This is a genomic window from Planktothrix paucivesiculata PCC 9631, from assembly GCF_900009265.2.
GTDB lineage: Bacteria > Cyanobacteriota > Cyanobacteriia > Cyanobacteriales > Microcoleaceae > Planktothrix > Planktothrix paucivesiculata.
The window spans coordinates 20,027-37,430 of the sequence record NZ_LR735012.1; the positions used below are offsets into that span (position 1 = coordinate 20,027).

13 protein-coding genes are annotated in these 17,404 nt (G+C 39.6%); 4 read left to right on the forward strand and 9 right to left on the reverse strand.

The genetic code is table 11. The annotated features are described in order from the left end of the window. Positions 1-11 precede the first annotated feature (11 nt). The 3 genes from PL9631_RS10090 to PL9631_RS10100 all read left to right on the forward strand — a co-directional run bounded on the left by PL9631_RS10090 (position 12) and on the right by PL9631_RS10100 (position 2,875). Positions 12-632, forward strand: coding sequence for a Uma2 family endonuclease (locus PL9631_RS10090; protein WP_083619759.1), 621 nt, complete (start codon positions 12-14; stop codon positions 630-632). A gap of 66 nt (positions 633-698) precedes the next feature. Beyond that, positions 699-2,459 (forward strand): ABC transporter ATP-binding protein, encoded by a 1,761-nt coding sequence (locus tag PL9631_RS10095; protein WP_331281258.1) that lies wholly within the window; start codon positions 699-701, stop codon positions 2,457-2,459. Between the two features lie 20 nt (positions 2,460-2,479). Continuing rightward, entirely contained in the window at positions 2,480-2,875 is a 396-nt protein-coding gene (locus tag PL9631_RS10100; protein WP_083619762.1) for a hypothetical protein, read from the forward strand. A gap of 34 nt (positions 2,876-2,909) precedes the next feature. On the opposite strand, the gene PL9631_RS10105 is transcribed toward PL9631_RS10100, so the two are convergent. Beyond that, positions 2,910-3,461, reverse strand: coding sequence for a cyclic nucleotide-binding domain-containing protein (locus tag PL9631_RS10105; RefSeq protein ID WP_083619765.1), 552 nt, complete (start codon positions 3,459-3,461; stop codon positions 2,910-2,912). A gap of 338 nt (positions 3,462-3,799) precedes the next feature. Between PL9631_RS10105 and PL9631_RS10110 the strand changes: the two genes are divergently transcribed. After that, positions 3,800-5,284 carry a BCD family MFS transporter gene (locus PL9631_RS10110; protein ID WP_083619767.1) on the forward strand — a complete coding sequence of 495 codons (1,485 nt, stop codon included), beginning with the start codon at positions 3,800-3,802 and terminating at the stop codon, positions 5,282-5,284. A gap of 69 nt (positions 5,285-5,353) precedes the next feature. On the opposite strand, the gene PL9631_RS10115 is transcribed toward PL9631_RS10110, so the two are convergent. The 8 genes from PL9631_RS10115 to PL9631_RS10150 all read right to left on the reverse strand — a co-directional run bounded on the left by PL9631_RS10115 (position 5,354) and on the right by PL9631_RS10150 (position 17,345). Next, positions 5,354-6,109, reverse strand: coding sequence for a hypothetical protein (locus PL9631_RS10115; RefSeq protein ID WP_197046321.1), 756 nt, complete (start codon positions 6,107-6,109; stop codon positions 5,354-5,356). A 41-nt stretch (positions 6,110-6,150) separates the two neighbouring features. Continuing rightward, positions 6,151-7,269, reverse strand: coding sequence for a chemotaxis-specific protein-glutamate methyltransferase CheB (gene cheB / locus PL9631_RS10120; RefSeq protein WP_083619773.1), 1,119 nt, complete (start codon positions 7,267-7,269; stop codon positions 6,151-6,153). A 39-nt stretch (positions 7,270-7,308) separates the two neighbouring features. Then, a complete protein-coding gene (locus tag PL9631_RS10125) occupies positions 7,309-9,780 on the reverse strand; it encodes a hybrid sensor histidine kinase/response regulator (protein ID WP_083619977.1) in 2,472 nt (823 codons plus the stop codon). Between the two features lie 42 nt (positions 9,781-9,822). Then, positions 9,823-11,229, reverse strand: coding sequence for a methyl-accepting chemotaxis protein (locus tag PL9631_RS10130; protein WP_083619777.1), 1,407 nt, complete (start codon positions 11,227-11,229; stop codon positions 9,823-9,825). Between the two features lie 20 nt (positions 11,230-11,249). Further along, positions 11,250-12,695: a methyl-accepting chemotaxis protein gene (locus PL9631_RS10135; RefSeq protein WP_083619779.1), complete on the reverse strand. Its 1,446-nt coding sequence runs from the start codon at positions 12,693-12,695 to the stop codon at positions 11,250-11,252. Positions 12,696-12,748: 53 nt separating this feature from the next. After that, positions 12,749-13,831 (reverse strand): chemotaxis protein CheW, encoded by a 1,083-nt coding sequence (locus PL9631_RS10140; protein WP_083619782.1) that lies wholly within the window; start codon positions 13,829-13,831, stop codon positions 12,749-12,751. A 48-nt stretch (positions 13,832-13,879) separates the two neighbouring features. After that, positions 13,880-15,445, reverse strand: coding sequence for a CheR family methyltransferase (locus tag PL9631_RS10145; RefSeq protein ID WP_083619785.1), 1,566 nt, complete (start codon positions 15,443-15,445; stop codon positions 13,880-13,882). Between the two features lie 160 nt (positions 15,446-15,605). Further along, on the reverse strand, positions 15,606-17,345 hold the full coding sequence (locus PL9631_RS10150) for a R3H domain-containing nucleic acid-binding protein (protein WP_083619788.1): 1,740 nt from the start codon (positions 17,343-17,345) through the stop codon (positions 15,606-15,608). Between the last annotated feature and the right edge of the window lie 59 nt (positions 17,346-17,404).

Below are 17,404 nucleotides of genomic sequence, written 5' to 3' on the forward strand. Positions count from 1 at the left end.
AGGATTTTTCTATGATTCAAACTATCCCCAAAACCGTAAGCTTTGATGAGTTTATTACTTGGTATCCAGAAAATTCAGGATGTCACTATGAATTACATAATGGAGCTATTATAGAAATGCCTAAACCCACGGGCAAACATTCACGAATTGCTGGTTTTTTGATCGCTGAACTTAACTTTGAAATCCGACGGCTTAAACTTCCCTATTTTATTCCTAAAGAATGTCTGATTAAATCTGTCCGTGATCAGTCGGGGTATGAACCAGATTTGATTATTATTGATGAAAAACAGGTTAATAATAATCCTCGATGGGAAAAAGAATCAATTATTACTCAAGGAAATTCTATCCCTTTAGTTGTGGAAGTTGTTTCTACTAATTGGAGTGATGATTATGCGTTAAAACTAGAAGAATATGAAATTTTGGGGATTCATGAATACTGGATTGTGGATTATTTAGGATTAGGGGGAAGACGATTTATTGGCAATCCTAAACAACCGACTCTTTCTGTTTACCAGCTTATTGAAGGAGAGTATCAAGTCCAACAATTTCGAGACTATCAACGGATTGAATCGCGAATTTTTCCAGAATTAAGTTTAACTGCTTTGCAAGTTTTTCAGGCGGGTCAGCTTTAAATAAAATCATGAAAATGTTGTGCCAAAATATGATAAGTTAAAAGAAAGTATTTTGGCGATCGCAACTTGAAACAAAAACAACCCTCTAGTTACAAAAAATTAATTCCCTATATTCGTACCCAGGGAAAAACTATTACTAAAGCCTTGGTTTGTACGATGGCATTTACCGTATTTTGGCCGTTATTAGCCTGGTTAGCCGGACAAATGGCAGGTTATATTGGTCGGGGAGATGTGAACGCTATTGCTCAATTAGCGGGGGTGGCGGCGGTGGTTTTCTTCATCCGAGGAACGGTACAATACGGCCAAGATACTTTGATGGCCAGAGCGGCTTTAACGATTGTTTTGGAATTAAGAAAACAGGTATATCGTCACTTACAACAACTGAATATTGGGTATTTTGAAACCGCCAAAACCGGAGATCTTGCCTATCGCCTGACGGAAGATATTGAGCGCATTGGGGAAGTGATTAATAAATTTTTCCATCAATTTATCCCGTGTATTTTGCAGTTAATTGTAGTTTTAGGATATATGATTTATCTTAACTGGCAATTAACTTTAGCTACTTTAATTATAGCCCCATTTATGGCGGTATTAATTGGTTGGTTTGGCGAAAAATTATTAACCTTTACTCGCCATAGTCAAAACCGAGTTTCTAATTTAGCCTCTTTATTAACAGAAGTCTTTAGTGGAATTCGCTTAGTCCAGGCATTTGCCGCCGAGGAATATGAAATTAATCGCTTTAGTATTGAAGCCGAACAAAACCGCAAAGCTAAATATTTAGCCGAACAAATTAAGGCTTTACAATTTGTAGTCGTAGGCTTTTTAGAAGCCATGAGTGTGATTTTATTATTCTTTTTAGGAGGATGGCAAATTTCCCAAGGGAATTTAACTGGGGGTGGATTTATTAGCTATATTGCAGCCGTAGCATTATTAATCGATCCCATCTCATTAACCACCAGCAATTATAGTGATTTTAAACAGGGTCAGGCTTCGTGCGATCGCATTTTTGAACTCTTAGATGTACAACCGACGGTTGTGGAAAAACCCCATGCTTTTGTTTTGCCCCATGTAACCGGAAAAGTTGAATATTCTAACGTTAGTTTTACCTATCCTAAAACCGATTTTTCTCAAAGCCAGGAAGATAATAAACCCGTTTTAGAAAATTTGAATCTATTCGTTGAATCGGGGGAAATGGTGGCTTTAGTGGGGCCGTCAGGGGCTGGAAAAACCACGTTAGTTACCCTGTTACCCCGATTCTATGATCGTCAATCAGGAACGATTAAAATTGATGATATTGATATTCAGGATGTCACCTTAAAAAGCCTCCGGCGACAAATTGGCATTGTCCCCCAAGATATTACTTTATTCTCGGGAACCATTGCCCAAAATATTGCCTTTGGTCAATCCTATTATGATTTAAAAGACGTGGAAAATGCGGCTAAAATTGCTAATGCCCATGCCTTTATTATGCAGTTTCCTAATGGATATCAAACCCTAGTTGGCGAACGTGGCGTTAATTTGTCGGGTGGACAACGACAACGAATTGCGATCGCCAGGGCCGTATTATTAGACCCTAGAATTTTAATCTTAGATGAAGCCACATCCGCCTTAGATTCTGAGTCAGAAGCCCTAGTTCAAGAAGCCTTAGAACGATTAATGCAGGATCGAACGGTGTTTATTATCGCCCACCGTTTAGCCACCGTCAGACGGGCAACTCGGATTCTGGTATTAGAACAGGGTAAAATTGTGGAGTCAGGAACCCATCAAGACCTATTAGAAAAAGGCGATCGCTATGCTCAATTTTATGCTCAACAATTTAATACCTAAATTAAAAATAGGAGGCATAAATGGAACAAAATCCTGAGACGGATGATGCAAATTTTAAGCGTCAAGTCCAAAAAATGCACCAAATCACCGTTTATACTCGATGGCTTGTAATCGGGATTTTGTGGGTAACTATTGCACCCTTAAGTTTATGGGCATTACGAGCAGAAATTGCTCTTTGGCAAGATCATTTTACCTGGTCAGCCGTTCGCTATGGTTTAGCCTATAACCGTCTTGCTGCTATGGGTTTGGGGTTATGTATTGGCACAACAACAGCCACATTAGTTTGGCATAGTCGCAACATTTTGTTCGGAGTTTCTTCCGCCTATCAAAAACGTTTAGAACAGCAGGTCTTTAAAATTCTTAAACAGGGGAAAACTCATCCCTTTTGGAAGTGGGTTACTTCTACTAGGGACTAAACTCTATTAATAACAGAAGTCCAGCCCTTCAGCCCTATGTGACTTTTAGACTTTGAACTAACCAGTTAAATTTTGCTTGAGCCAAAGCCAGAAATTCCTGGGTATGTTGACTAAATTCGTCGGTTTCTGGTTGATCTTCTATTTCTATGAAATCAGCATATCCTAAACGCCGAATAGTGCCACGCATTCGACTGGCTAAACACAGAGATAAACCTTGATAAAATCGGGCTGCAAATTTAGCATCACTGTGTAATTTACTATTGAGTTCAAATCGAGAAATTGCTAAAACTTGAGTCGTTTCTAAGGCTTTAACCGTTGCTAAAGGCGGCCGACTATCAATAAAAGAAATTTCTCCTACCACTTCCCCTTTGATGATTTGGGCTAATTCCCGATCCTCATTTGCACCGATGACGACACTTAACAACCCACTTAATACAAAATATAGGGCATTAATCGGACGTCCTTCATAAATTAGTCTTTCCCCAGGGGGAATTGTTTCTAGCTTTGCTTTATTGACAACCCAATGTAAATCATCATCGCTTAATCCACCAATAAGAAAAAGTGCTTTTTCTGTTTTATTAGTCATTCTTTAATAATATTCCTCACAGCTTTTACGGAGTAAATACAACCCGATTTTTCTAAAATAAAAGTCTTGACACTTAACATAAAATGCTAAACTAACAGGGGGCAATCCCATAGAATAATTTTATCATTACTTTGCCTATATCGTAACTATCAGTTGATGAATTTTTAGCACATTTTATCAGATCTAAGGTCTTGTGGATGGCAGAAACAGCCATAAATTCCTTTAAACGGTCTAAAGGAGAATTGATTCTATTATAATCATAGGTCAGAGTTTTGTCTAAACTTTAATCGGAATTGTCAAAGATTAGTTTTTCCTTTTGTTGTATCAACTCACCTTCTATGAAAAGTAGTGACTCCTCAGATCAATTACCATCGACCGATCCCCCCAATAGTCAACCCTTACCTTCGATTAACTTATTGACCATGTTTCGGTTAGGTCTGTTTCAAATGGGATTAGGGATTATGTCTCTGCTAACCCTGGGAGTAATTAACCGAATTATGATTGATGAGTTAAAAGTTCCAGCGCTGGTGGCGGCGGGGGCGATCGCCATGCACCAATTTGTTTCTCCGGCTAGGGTGTGGTTTGGTCAGATGTCCGATGCCAAACCGTTATGGGGATATCATCGCAGTAGTTATGTTTGGATTGGGTTAATTTTATTTACCAGTATGGCATTTTTAGCCCTGCAAGTGGTTTGGCCATTAGGTGCGAGTATTCAAAGTAATGGATTCACTGGAATTGCCTATTTATGGGCAGGTTTATTAGCCTTAATTTTTGCCGGATATGGTTTAGCTTTAAGTGCAAGTTCCACACCATTTACCGCCCTATTATTTGATATTTCCGATGAAAATAATCGTTCTAAATTAGTTAGTATTGTTTGGTCAATGCTGATGGTGGGAATTGTGATTGGGGCAATTATTAGTTCTAAAATTCTCCATCGTCCCGAACTCTGTGGTGTAGATCTTTTAGTCGATAATCCCATCGCCCCATCAACAGGGACAAATTTACCTCAATTACAAGCCTCTGTTAATCTGTTATTTATTATTATCCCATTAATAGTAATTGGTTTATGTTTTCTGGCAACTATTGGAATTGAACGCAAATTTTCTCGCTACAAATCGCGCTCAACAATTGTTGAACGAGAAGATCAAATTACCTTTGGTCGCGCCATTAAAGTTCTCACCGCCAGCCGACAAACGGGGTTGTTTTTTAGCTTTTTATTGGTGATGACCATTAGCTTATTTATGCAGGATGCTGTATTAGAACCCTATGGGGGTGAAGTGTTTGGAATGTGTGTTTCTGAAACCACTAAATTAAATGCGTTTTTTGGTATAGGAACTTTAATTGGGATTGCTGCAACGGGATTTTTAATTATTCCCCGGATTGGCAAAAAAAATACGGTCAAAATCGGTTGTATTGGAGTCGCAATTTGTTTATTATTTTTTATTGTGGCGGGTTTTTATGCTAATGCTGGATTGTTGAAAGGAGCGTTATTATTATTTGGTTTAAATTCGGGAATTTTGACGGCAGGGGCGATTAATTTAATGTTAGATTTAACCTTAGCTGAAACCGCCGGAACCTTTATTGGAGCCTGGGGTTTAGCTCAAGCCATGGCGCGGGGATTAGCCACGGTTTTAGGGGGGGCAATTTTAGATTTAGGACGGGCAATATTTGAGGTTCCTTTCCTAGCCTATGGTTCAGTTTTTGCCGTCCAAGCTATTGGCATGATTCTGGCGATTGTATTATTAAATCGTGTGAATATTAGAGAATTTAATGAAACAGCCAAACAAGCGATCGCCAATGTATTAGAACAAGAACTGGATTAATTGTAGAGACGTGCCCGAGCGCAGCGATGCCGTAGGCTATTGGCGCGTCTCTACACTGTTAACTGATTCTTACCATAATCCCCGAACAGGTTTCTCTCCCCCAACAGGACGACAATTCCCATAGAGGACTTTACAAACATCGTTAATTTTATCTTGATTGAGTAGGGGAGTTTTAAACCCTTGGAATAATGGCCCTATAATGATCGTCTCATATTCTTGTTTGGTCATGCGTTCAATCGAAATTTGAGACAACTTTAAATCAGAGGTTAAACTGGAAACTTTTTGTCCAGCTTCCAGGGTAATTGGATTAGGATTATTCGGATCATTGGGTGATGATAATAGAATTTTACCTTCTAAAACCCGAATCGATCCCGTATTAACATTAGTTTGATTATTTTTATCGATATTTAACACATAAGTTGTTCCTTGAACTCCGGTGGCAAACCCTAAAATACAACCATTTGCTGGGCCAGAAGCAATTAAAACTCCTTCTTGTAATTCCGCACATTGACCCACCGTAATCTTAGAATTTTCCCCCATTCGGCCATTAGCACCCGTGTTAAAATCAACTTGAGCGCGAGCTTCTTGAGTTCTTATTTCCTGTCCTAATGTTGCTTGTTCCTTAACTTCAGCAACTTGATCTTCAATAAATACTTGATTATTATTACCAATAATATCCGTCAAAGTAGCCAGATTAATTTGCGCTAAAGCTGGAAAATCAATTAAAGATAGTCCCCCGATTAAACCCAAGGTTTTTAAGATTCTAAACACCCGATACTGCTGATTTTTTTCCAGTTTTAGATCAAACTTAAACTTCATTTTCATAATCCCTCATTCAAAAATAGATTAATCTTAGTCAACACCCCTTAAATTAACCCCTTGACTCGATTCAGAATAAAAGGGGCAATGTCATTCACCGATAGAATATGTTGGGCTGCCCCTAAAGCGATCGCTTCTGCGGGCATTCCAAAGACCACACAACTGTCTTGGTTTTGGGCAATTGTTAACCCACCCCGATCAAAAATGGCTTTCATGCCATCGGCCCCATCCCGTCCCATTCCAGTTAACAAAACCCCCGCCACACTAGAACCATAACACTCAGCAACAGACTCTAAAGTTTTTGTCACCGCCGGACGATGACCGGCTAATGGAGGTGCCGTCGAGTAGGCAAAGCGACCCGTGCGGCTCAATTCTAAATGGTGTCCATCTGGGGCAAAATAAACCGAGCCCGCCTGGGGAAGTTCGCCGACCATGGCGATTTTAATTGATAAATGGCATTCCCCATTTAACCAACTGACTAACCCCGGCAGAAATCCTTCACTAATATGCTGAACACAAACAATAGGAACGGGAAAATTACTAGGAAATTGTGTCAAAATTGTATGTAAGGCTTGGGGCCCACCCGTTGATGCACCAATAGCCAGAAGTTTAATCGTGGGAGAAGATAGACTGAAAAGGTTTGAGGGTTCAATGGCTTGGGACTTGGGTGACGACAAAACAGTTCGACTGATCAGTGGAGGTGGAGTCGTCGATAAACGCTTTGGACTGATAATCGGTGAGGATTTGCGATGTTTGGTAAAAACTTTGACACCCGAAAGCACTTTAATTTTTTGAATTAACTCCTGTCCGATCAATTCATAATCGGAAGCTAAACCCGTTTTCGGTTTAGGAAACACATCAACAGCCCCAGCATTTAACAGTTGAAAAACATTTTGAGTATCATCGGATTGAACCGAAGCACTGATCACCAAAATCGGACGGGGGTGAATTGTCATGACTTCCTGGATAAATTCCAGTCCGTTCATTTGGGGCATATGAAAATCCGTACAAATCACATCCGGTTGGACAGTGGGAACTAATGTTAATGCTTCCTTACCTGTTCGAGCAGTTCCTACAATAGTAATATCTGGAGAAGTTGATAAAATTCGTTTCAGAATAATTAAAGCAACAGCCGAATCTTCAACTAGGAGAACTCGAATTGGCATTTTACAGTTAGTCACTTGTGGGATGTGGGGTGTTCCTAATTATACTAATCTTTTTAGGGTCTCGATCAAAACTTCTTGATTGAAAGACGCTTTAGTAATATAGGCATTTGCCCCAACTTCTGCACCTTTGCGTTTATCTTCATCGGAAGCTAGAGAAGTCACCAGAATAATTGGCAGTTCACTATAAGCCTGATTTTGTCGAATTTTGGTGACTAAACTTAACCCATCCAAATTAGGCATCTGGATGTCTGAAACCACCGCATCAAAGGAACGAGTGCTGAGTTTATTAAACCCATCTAATCCATCCACCGCCGTCACCACTTCATAACCAGCAGCTTCTAAAATTCGTTTTTCTTGAGTCCGAGTGGCGATCGAATCTTCTACTAATAAAATCACCGGTTTAACGGAGGAATTCTCCTGTTCTTGAACCCTTAAAGTTGAGCGGGCGATGGGGGAATTGATCACACCTGCCTGTTTGCGAATGGATTTAATTAAATCTTGAGGACTTAAAATAATACAGACTTCCCCCGTGCCTAAAATCGTAGCTCCTGCCACATTTCTGACCCGTTTTAATAATTGGCTTTGGGGTTTTAAGACCACATCCTGCTCATCAATTAAAGCATCAACAAATAATCCTAGTTTTTCTTCCCCTACTTTTAAAATAATGCAGGGTGAAGCCGCATCCATCATTACAGAATTGGGATTTCTTTGCATAAAGGATGGGGAAATCGAAGCCTGGGATTTTGATTCCTTAGCCACCGCAGATTCCGATTCAAATTGAGCAGAAGTCCAACGAATTTCTAATAAATCAGCTAGTTGAGCTACGGAAATCGGTTGATCTTCAAAAACAATGGTTTCTCGACCTTCAATGGCAAAAATTTCATCCGTCTGAACCAGTCGGGTCATTTGGACAAATTCCACGGGAATGGCATAGGAAATCCCCTGAACCGACACAATTAAAACATGGGCCGTTGCTAAGGTAGTTCCTAATTGAATCCGAAATAAACAACCCTGATTTGGGAAAGATTCAACTTGAATAATACCTTTTAAACGTTCGACATTGGTTCGCACCACATCCATTCCTACCCCCCGTCCTGATACTTCTGTCACCACAGTTCGGGTGGTAAAACCTGGGGCAAAAATTAAGCCATGGATTTGTTGCGCAGTCATACCCAATAATTCTTCCTGCTGGCAAATTCCCCGTTTTAAAGCAGTTTGTTTGATTTTTTCAATATCTAATCCTCGACCATCATCATAAACTTCTAACACAACATGGGTCGCGGTTTGATACCCGCGTAACTCGATTTTGGCGATCGCCGCTTTCCCTAATTTTTGCCGTTCTTCTGGAATTTCAATCCCATGATCAATCGCATTTCTTAAAATGTGCATCAACGGATCTTTCATTTCTTCTAAAATTCGTTTATCTGCACGGGTGTCTCCACCAGAAATCACTAATTCAATTTCTTTTCCTTGTTGCCGCGCTAAATCCCGTACCATGCGAGGAAACAAATTAAAAATAGTTGATAGTGGTAATAAACGTAAGGTTCTGACCCCATCTTCGAGTTCATCGCTAATAATATCTAAACGAGCTATATCTTCAGAAAAAGTATTTCTAAGTTGATTAATTAAAGTTCCTAACTGTTCTAAACGTTCCGTACTGCGATGATAATAGTTTTGCAATTGCCCCATGGTTCCTTGTCCAGAAACATGACGATTGAGGTTATTTTCTAGGTCATGAACCACAAACCGATTCACAAAGGCATCTCGACTCCATTCTTCCCATAAACTCACCAGGTCTTCAATTTCATTCAACCGATGGGCAATCCGAATTTTAGTAACGGTTAATTCTCCCGTTTGAGTCATTAACCCATCTAAATTACGGGTGGGGACTCGAATGGTTTCGATTTTATAAGTAGAGTCGCGATCAGTTTTCACCGCAGCCGTAGCATTCATCGACTCGGCCATGGTCGTCATTAGAATAGCCGTTTCATCTGATTCGGGAGGGGTAGGTTCGGCAGGTTCGGCAGGGGGAGCAGGGGAGGCAGGGGGGGCAGGTTCGGGAGCAGAAGGAGTAGGGGAGGCAGGTTCTGGGGGTACTGTCGGTATGGCTGAAATTGCGTTGGTGGGTGTTTCGGGTTTGGCTCCCATCAGATAGGCTAAACTATGAAAAGCATTAATATCACAGGGTTCTCCTGTAACCGCAGCATAAACCAACTGACGAATCGCATCAATCCCATAGGAAATTCGATCTACTAAATCCACTGTCAGAGTTGTTTCCTGACGTTTTAATCCCCCTAATAAATGTTCAATTTGATGGGATAAAGTGGCAACATCCTTAACCCCTAACATCCCCGCATCGCCTTTGAGGCTATGGGCTTCTCGTAATAATTCTTCCAATTTAGCCGCATCATTGGGATTTTTTTCCAGATACAACAATCCCTCATCCAAATTCTGTAAATGTTCTTCGCTGGCGGTTTTAAAAACTTCCCGGAGTTCGTCATCTTCAATCATCATAAGTTTTTGATCCTGTAACTTGCATCTAATGTTGAACGATTAAACCAGAGTTTGGAGATTTTTTGCGGTTTCATTTAACTTTTGAACCCCTTGTTTTGTTTGGTTAATACTGGCTGCAATTTCTGTTGAGACAAAATTGAGGTTATTCATCGCATCAACCACTTGTTCCACAGCAATTGATTGCTGTTTGGTATTCAGGGAAATTTGTTGTAAATTAACCGCCACATCATTAATCGCCTGAATAATCTCTCGAACTGATTTTGAGCCGTCCTCCGTCACTCTAACCGTTAAATTAGCGGCGGTTTGAATATCAGTAACAATCGAACTAATTTTTTCGGCGGATCTGCGACTTTGATCGGCGAGTTTGCGAATTTCTGATGCCACCACCCCAAACCCTTTACCATTATCTCCGGCTCGGGCTGCTTCTACAGAAGCATTTAAGGCTAACATATTGGTTTGACTGGCTAAATCCGTAACCACAGCAGTAATACTATAAATTTGTCCTAAGTGTTCACTTAAACGCATAATTTGTTGTTGTAATTGTTCCATTTTTATTTTCAAACTTAGACTACTCTCGGTTTCAAAAGATGATTTTTGATAACCACCCGCTAAAAGTAAAACTTGATTAGCTCCGGCGGCGGCCGTTGATGCTTGTTCGGCGGATTGGCGACTTGATGCACCTAATTCATCCATACTAGCTGTGGTTTCGTTGACGGAACTCGCCTGTTGAGCGGTGACTCGTTCTTGAGATTCCATCACACTGACTAATTCTTGGGCGGCTTGCAAAATTTGGGATGCTTCTTGATTAATTCGCTTGAAGATCAGAGTAATGAGTCCAATTCCCAACAAAACCGAACAAAATATAGTTGCTCCTGTGCCACTCCAAACCGTATTAATCAGGTGATCTAAAGCATCATTTTGCCGTTGATGGTGCTCCTCTACTTGTTGAGTTTCTAAGTTGATAAATTTTTGAGTTTTCTCCAAAACTGTTGTTGATAGTTCCGTACCTTTTCCTTGCTTCCAAATCTCTAGGGCTTGGTCAACTTGATTATCATTAATTAATTTGAATAATGCCGAATAGTATTGTTCTAATTGGTCTACCGATGCAGTTAAACTATCTAAATCTTGAATCAGTTCACGATTGGTAATCAGTGTTTTCACATCTACCAACGCTTCTTGATAAAGAGATTCAGCAATTTGATACATCTCACGGGACTGAGGATTTTTAACTAAAATATATCCCCGGGCAGCAATTGTTAAGTCTTTCGTGGCTAAAGCTAAGTTATTAATAGCTTGCAGGGCATCACCGGATGTTTGGACTTCTAGGGTTGTTCTCCGAACTTTTTCAACATTGGAGGATACAATTCCAGCTACTAATAAAGAGAGCAAAATTGGAATTAAATAACCGGCAATAATCCAGTACCTTAAACCATTGACTTTTAACATATTCCGGTGCTATTGCTATATTAAACAATTGAGTTTAGATTTAACGCCACTTCATTCAATTTTTCCATTCCTATTTTAGCTTGACTTAAGCCATTAGCGGTTTCACCGACCCCTTGACTTAAAACATTCATTGCATCTAAAACCTGTCCAATCGCGATCGCTTGTTGCTTCACATTAAGCGAAATTTGCTGATTATTCAAGACCACATTATTGACGGCTTCGGAAACCCCAGTAAAAGTATCAGCCGTTTCTCGGGTTAGTTTTGCATTATATATCACAGTTTTTGTCCCTTCTTCCGTTGCCATTACCGTTGAATTAATTGCAGTTAAAATATCAGCAACGAGGGTATTGATTTTAAAGGCAGATTTTTTACTTTCATCCGCTAATTTTCTAATTTCAGTGGCAACAACTGCAAATCCTTTCCCATGTTCTCCGGCTCTAACCGCTTCTACCGCAGCATTTAAGGCCAACATATTCGTTTGATTAGCTAGATCACTGACCAATTCAGAAATATTGCCAATTTGGTTTGTTTGTTCACTTAAACGGATAATTTGTTGGGCAATCACTTCAACTTTTTGCTGAAGATTTTCCATTCCTTCTAAGGTACTATTAACCGCTTCTTTTCCTCCTTCTGTTAATCCTAAAACTTGTCGCGCCCCATAGGTTGCTGACTCGGCTTGTTCTGCCGTTGATTGAGATGAGGCACTCAATTCATCCATGGTTGTTGTGGTTTGATGCACAGAACTTGCCTGTTGATTGGCAGTTCGTTCTTGTTCTGACAGGGTAGTAGCAATTTCAGTGGAAGAAGTGGCTATAACTTGCGTGGCTTGATGAATAGTTCCGCTAATATTAAGCGAAATTAATAAAGCAATGATCACAACTGTAACTAAAATTAGAAATGCTCCAATTACTAGCACATATAATAACGCTTCTAGGGCTTCTTTTGTTTTCGTTCTTTCCTGATTTAAAATATTGGCTTCTGTTATCGTAAATTCAGTGCTAATTCGATCAAAATCTGCCACATATTGAGTCCCTATTTTGGCTTTTTGAATTGCTTCGGCTAATTTTCCTTGATTGATCAGTGAAAAAGCCTGTTCAGCTATTTGATCATACTGAGTAACTAAGTTATTCAGTGTTTGTAACCGTTGTTTTTGCTCGGGACGATAAACTAAAGATTCTAGGGCTTTGGAGGCTTCTCGATAGGCGATTAAAGAGGTATTATATTCATTAACAAAGTCTTGATTTTTCAGACCGATGTATCCTCTTAGGCTGCGAATCATCCCTTGAGAACCCCGCTCTATTTCGTTTACTTTCAAAATCACTTCTTGAACTCGTTCAGCCTCTTGAAAAATCGTAGATACCTGATTGATATTGGCATAAACTAACCCTGTTAGTCCCATGAATAAAAGAACAGGTACGCTATATCCTAAAAGTAATTTTTCCCTTAGTTTTAAATCATTAAACATATCATTTTTGCAGGTTGACTATAAAATTTGTGGAAGCGATATGAATTCGGAGATTAAACTTCTTGGTCAACAAATAATTCCCCTTGAGTCATGATTTTTGCTACATTCAGAATACTCATCATTTTATCTTGATAGAAGGCTGTCCCCTGTAAGTATTCATCCTGTTTGAGATGAACCGCCGTAGGAATAGTTTTAATCTCCGATTCTTTTAAGTATATGACATCAAAAATTCCTTCTACTATAATTCCAGCCACAATATCATTAATTTTAACAATCATAGCCTTAGAGAATACCTGGGAGGTTTGTAAAGGCAAATTCACTAGACCCCGAATATTCACTAAGGTTAATATTTCTCCGCGTAAGTTCATATTTCCCACAATATGAGGGGGAGTACAAGGAATCGGTGTCACATGATGAATGTCTGTAAATTCTCGGATAATTTCTAAGTTAACCCCAAAATATTCTTCATTTAAACAAATCACCGCTAAAGGAACTAACCCGGCAAAATCTTGATTATCAATAGGACGTCTTAAATTTTTAGCTCGTTCCTGAAAAATTATGCGTTCTTCTGGGGTTGCATTGGGAGAGAAAATATAATTTTGTACTTTCTGGTGGGTGTATTTTCTGGAGGAATCTCCCGGGATATGGGGTTGATTATCTTCAAGATTTATTCTCTCTAAATTAAAATCTGGGAGAGAGTGACTAATATATTGGATCAGGGTTTCTGGATTTAAAATCATGACTAAATGTTCATCAACTTGAGCCACACCTTGAAGATAATAGGAAGGGTGAAACTGATCAAATTCCTGTTGGAAGTTAAACGTTAATTCAGTTTTAATGGCATCGGTAGTAATCATTTTCACTTCGGAAACTTGAGTGACAATAATTCCGAGTCTAATGTTATTAAATCTTAAAATAATCACGCTATCTGATAGTGCATAATTCGGCTCAGGATAGCCTAATCGAATGGTTAAATCAATCACGGGAAGTAACTCCCCACGCAAATTAATTAAACCCACTAAATCCGCAGGTGCGGAGGGAATTGGAGTTAATTCCGGCAGGAAAAAAATTTCTTCCACGACGGAAGCCATAATTGCATAACACATAGACTTCAGTGTGAAAATTAAATAAGCCATAATCAGTTATCAGTAAAAAGTTATTAGTGAACAGTAAACAGCGAATTGTCAACAGTCAATAGCCAAATGTTTGTTTTCCAGAAAAACAATTAAATCTTTAGCCATCACTCCTTCCCAATGTTCAATTCTCATGGTCGGAGGTAAGGATTTGAGTAGAGATAAAGCTGTACTATACATTTTAGCTGCTCTGGTGTGATCTTTTTCTTGTTCATAAATTGATGCGAGTTCCAGATAGGCTGGAATGGAGGAGGGAAGCAGATAAATAATTCGTTTGGACAATAATTTTGCCCCCACTAAATCCTCCTGTTCCTGAGCGATGTGCAAGAGTAAATAATAAGGTAAGATAGATAAAGAATCTATTTCAATCGCTTTTTTACAGTAAGATATAGCTTGTTCATATTCTCCTAGATTTGCCCATGCTTGTGCTAATAAATAATAAGCATCAAAGTTATTAGCAGATTTTTGGTTATAATTTTCATTTCTTTCTTTTTTTTCTGCAATGGTCAAATCCAGATTTTTTAAATAATAGTTAGGCATTTGGATAAATTGTTCGGCTTTTTGAATAGCGGCTTGATACTGTTTATTTTTAAAATATCTTTTTGCTTCTTCTAGGCTTTTTTGAGATAACTTCACAACTTCGGATTGATGATGCTCCTGTTTGTTGATTTTTGGGTATTGCTCCTGATGGTTTCGAGCAGAATACAATAAATTATCCCAACGATGATCCCGATTGCTGATCAAGTTTTTGGGCAGAGTCAAGGATTCTTTGAATAAACCTATCGAGCGTTGATAAATCATGGACTCGGGATAAATTTTTGATTGAAATTTTTCGATGCTTTCTGTCCCTTGTAATTCCGCATGACCAGTAATTAAATAGCCTCCTGGTTTTAAAACATCAAAAAACTTAGAAACTACTTGATTAATATAGTATTTTTCAAAATAAACAAAAACATTTCGACAAATAATTAAATCCACATCTTGAATTGGGGTATAGTCAGGATAACAATAGGAATCTTTAACTAAATTCAAATTAAAAAATTTAACCGGACTTTGAATTAACGAATTAATTTTCCAATCCTCTCTTTGTCGCACAAAGTATCGATTTCTCAGTTCTAAGTCAACCATACGGAAAGACCAAGCCGTATATAAGCCTTGACTGGCTTTTTTTAAGGCTTCTTCATTTACATCAGTTCCCAGAATCTGAAGATTCCAACTTCCCCAGTCTGGGATTAACTGTTGAAGCAAAATAGACAGGGTATAGGGTTCTTCTCCCGTCGAACAACCGGCACTCCAAAGAGTTAGCTTTTTCGTATGTTGCCGCGATGCAATTAATTCGGGTAAAACAATCGTTCGTAAAAGATTAATTTGACCTTGATCTCTAAAAAAATAAGTTTCTATGGTTGTAATTAAAGGAATTAATTGTTTCCATTCCTCTCGACTTTGGGAGGTATCGCTACTTAATAAATTTAAGTAAACTTGAGGATCAGGTAATTTTAAAGATTTAACTCTGATCTTGATTTTTTCAGCCAGTATACCGTAGTCCTGCAAACGAATAAATAACCCCGTTTGACTTGTAATAAGATTAATAAAAAGTTTGATTAATTCAGGTTCCATATAATAATCAGTTATCAGTTAACAGTCATCAGTTATCAGTTTAAGAGTTAATCAAAATCAGTCATCAGTTTGAGAGTTATTAGTTATTAGTTAATTAACTGTTGGCTTATTAACTAATAACTGATGACTGTTAACTGATGACTGATGACTGATCACTGACTTAGGCGGGATAAATTCTTAAACGACGGTTGGGTTCTTCCCCAAAACTATTGGATTTCAGGCGATAATGCTCTACTAATTCATGCTGCATTTTTCTGACTTGGGGAGACCGAGGCAGTAATTCCACAGGTTGCCCTTTGGGGATCACAATTTGTTCCACCGCTAAACGGGCTTCTTCTAACGCTTCAATTTCATCGGAAGAACCACTGGCCGCAAACAAATTCAAATCCGCAATTTCTGGGGTACTGGGATCTTCCATTTGTAACAGACGTCGCAAGGCTCGGGCAATTTGAGGGGCTGTTCCTGATTTTATCGTATGAATTGGAACTTGACGAGTTTTAGCAACATGACGGATTTTGGATTGATTTCTAATATGCGATCGCAACGCCAACACCACATCCGCACTATCAATATCCTTCGTCAAGATCACAGGTAAAGATAACATTTGGATCACCTGTTCAATTTGATGACGAGGAACCCCATAAGGATAAATATTTAACGGTGAACCGTCCCCTAGTTTATGAATTAAGGGAAATTCCTCATCGGGGTGTAGGGGGATAACCCCAGAAAAAGACTGTTCCAGGAGTTGCTCAAAATATTGAGATTCCGACGCCGTATTTTCCACAGGTAAAGGCATCATTTTTCCTGAACCTCGCAACCCACGAACACCGGGAATTGTAGCCACAGGTTCCCGAGATTTCATCGTTGAGCGTGCAGGACTGGCAATGGGGTTGACGGGAGTATATCGTTCCTCAAAAACTTCGACTTCACCCGCATCATTCATCGTTCTAATTTGCAAAATCGGTTGCATTCCCCGTAACAGATGATCAATCGTAGTCGCCACGGATTCATGTACAACCCAGCGTTGCTGTTCTAACATTTCCACGGCTACATCAAACGTGGGAGGGGCTTTACGCTCTAAGACCGTCTTTTGAGAACCTCGACGTCGAGCCTCATCATCCCCTAAAGTCACCGCTTGAATTCCCCCAATCAAATCGGCGAGGGTGGGGTTTTTCATTAAGTTCTCAATCCGATTCCCGTGGGCCGTACCAATCAACTGTACCCCGCGTTCGGCAATGGTTCGCGCCGCCAAAGCCTCTAGTTCTGTGCCAATCTCATCAATCACGATCACCTCTGGCATATGGTTCTCCACGGCCTCAATCATAACTTGATGTTGCAGTTCAGGACGAGCCACCTGCATCCGACGCGCCCGCCCAATAGCCGGATGGGGGATATCTCCATCCCCGGCAATTTCATTGGAGGTATCAATAATTACTACCCGTTTTTCTAGTTCATCTGCTAACACACGGGTAATTTCTCGCAATGCCGTAGTTTTTCCCACCCCCGGACGACCAAGTAAGAGAATAGATTGACCCGTTTCTACCAAATCTCGGATCATGCCAATCTTGCCAAAGATGGCCCGACCCACCCGACAGGTTAAACCAATTACCTTTCCCGTCCGGTTGCGAATCGCACTAATTCGATGTAAGGTTTGCTCAATCCCCGCCCGGTTATCTCCGCTAAATTCCCCAATCTGCACAATACAATGTTCCAGATCATCCAAGGAGACAGGGATATCCGAGAGATATTCAGCTTTGGAGGGAAAACGAGCTTCTGGAAGACGCCCCAAATCCATCACAATCTCAATCAGACTGTCTCGTTGGGGATGCTGTTGCAAATTCTGCCGAATCTCATCAGGAACAATGGAGAGTAATTTGTTCAGGTCGTCTGTAATTTGCATACTTTTATCAGTAAACAGTTATTAGTTATCGGTAAAGAAAAGAACCCGTTTTAAGTTAT

What these genes read in the sequence shown, in the direction of transcription:
- PL9631_RS10090 (WP_083619759.1), top strand. Translation starts at nt 12, where the DNA reads ATGATTCAAACTATCCCCAAAACCGTAAGCTTTGATGAGTTTATTACT.
- PL9631_RS10100 (WP_083619762.1), top strand. Translation starts at nt 2,480, where the DNA reads ATGGAACAAAATCCTGAGACGGATGATGCAAATTTTAAGCGTCAAGTC.
- PL9631_RS10105 (WP_083619765.1), bottom strand. Translation starts at nt 3,461, where the DNA reads ATGACTAATAAAACAGAAAAAGCACTTTTTCTTATTGGTGGATTAAGC.
- PL9631_RS10110 (WP_083619767.1), top strand. Translation starts at nt 3,800, where the DNA reads ATGAAAAGTAGTGACTCCTCAGATCAATTACCATCGACCGATCCCCCC.
- PL9631_RS10115 (WP_197046321.1), bottom strand. Translation starts at nt 6,109, where the DNA reads ATGAAAATGAAGTTTAAGTTTGATCTAAAACTGGAAAAAAATCAGCAG.
- cheB (WP_083619773.1), bottom strand. Translation starts at nt 7,269, where the DNA reads ATGCCAATTCGAGTTCTCCTAGTTGAAGATTCGGCTGTTGCTTTAATT.
- PL9631_RS10125 (WP_083619977.1), bottom strand. Translation starts at nt 9,780, where the DNA reads ATGATTGAAGATGACGAACTCCGGGAAGTTTTTAAAACCGCCAGCGAA.
- PL9631_RS10130 (WP_083619777.1), bottom strand. Translation starts at nt 11,229, where the DNA reads ATGTTAAAAGTCAATGGTTTAAGGTACTGGATTATTGCCGGTTATTTA.
- PL9631_RS10135 (WP_083619779.1), bottom strand. Translation starts at nt 12,695, where the DNA reads ATGTTTAATGATTTAAAACTAAGGGAAAAATTACTTTTAGGATATAGC.
- PL9631_RS10140 (WP_083619782.1), bottom strand. Translation starts at nt 13,831, where the DNA reads ATGGCTTATTTAATTTTCACACTGAAGTCTATGTGTTATGCAATTATG.
- PL9631_RS10145 (WP_083619785.1), bottom strand. Translation starts at nt 15,445, where the DNA reads ATGGAACCTGAATTAATCAAACTTTTTATTAATCTTATTACAAGTCAA.
- PL9631_RS10150 (WP_083619788.1), bottom strand. Translation starts at nt 17,345, where the DNA reads ATGCAAATTACAGACGACCTGAACAAATTACTCTCCATTGTTCCTGAT.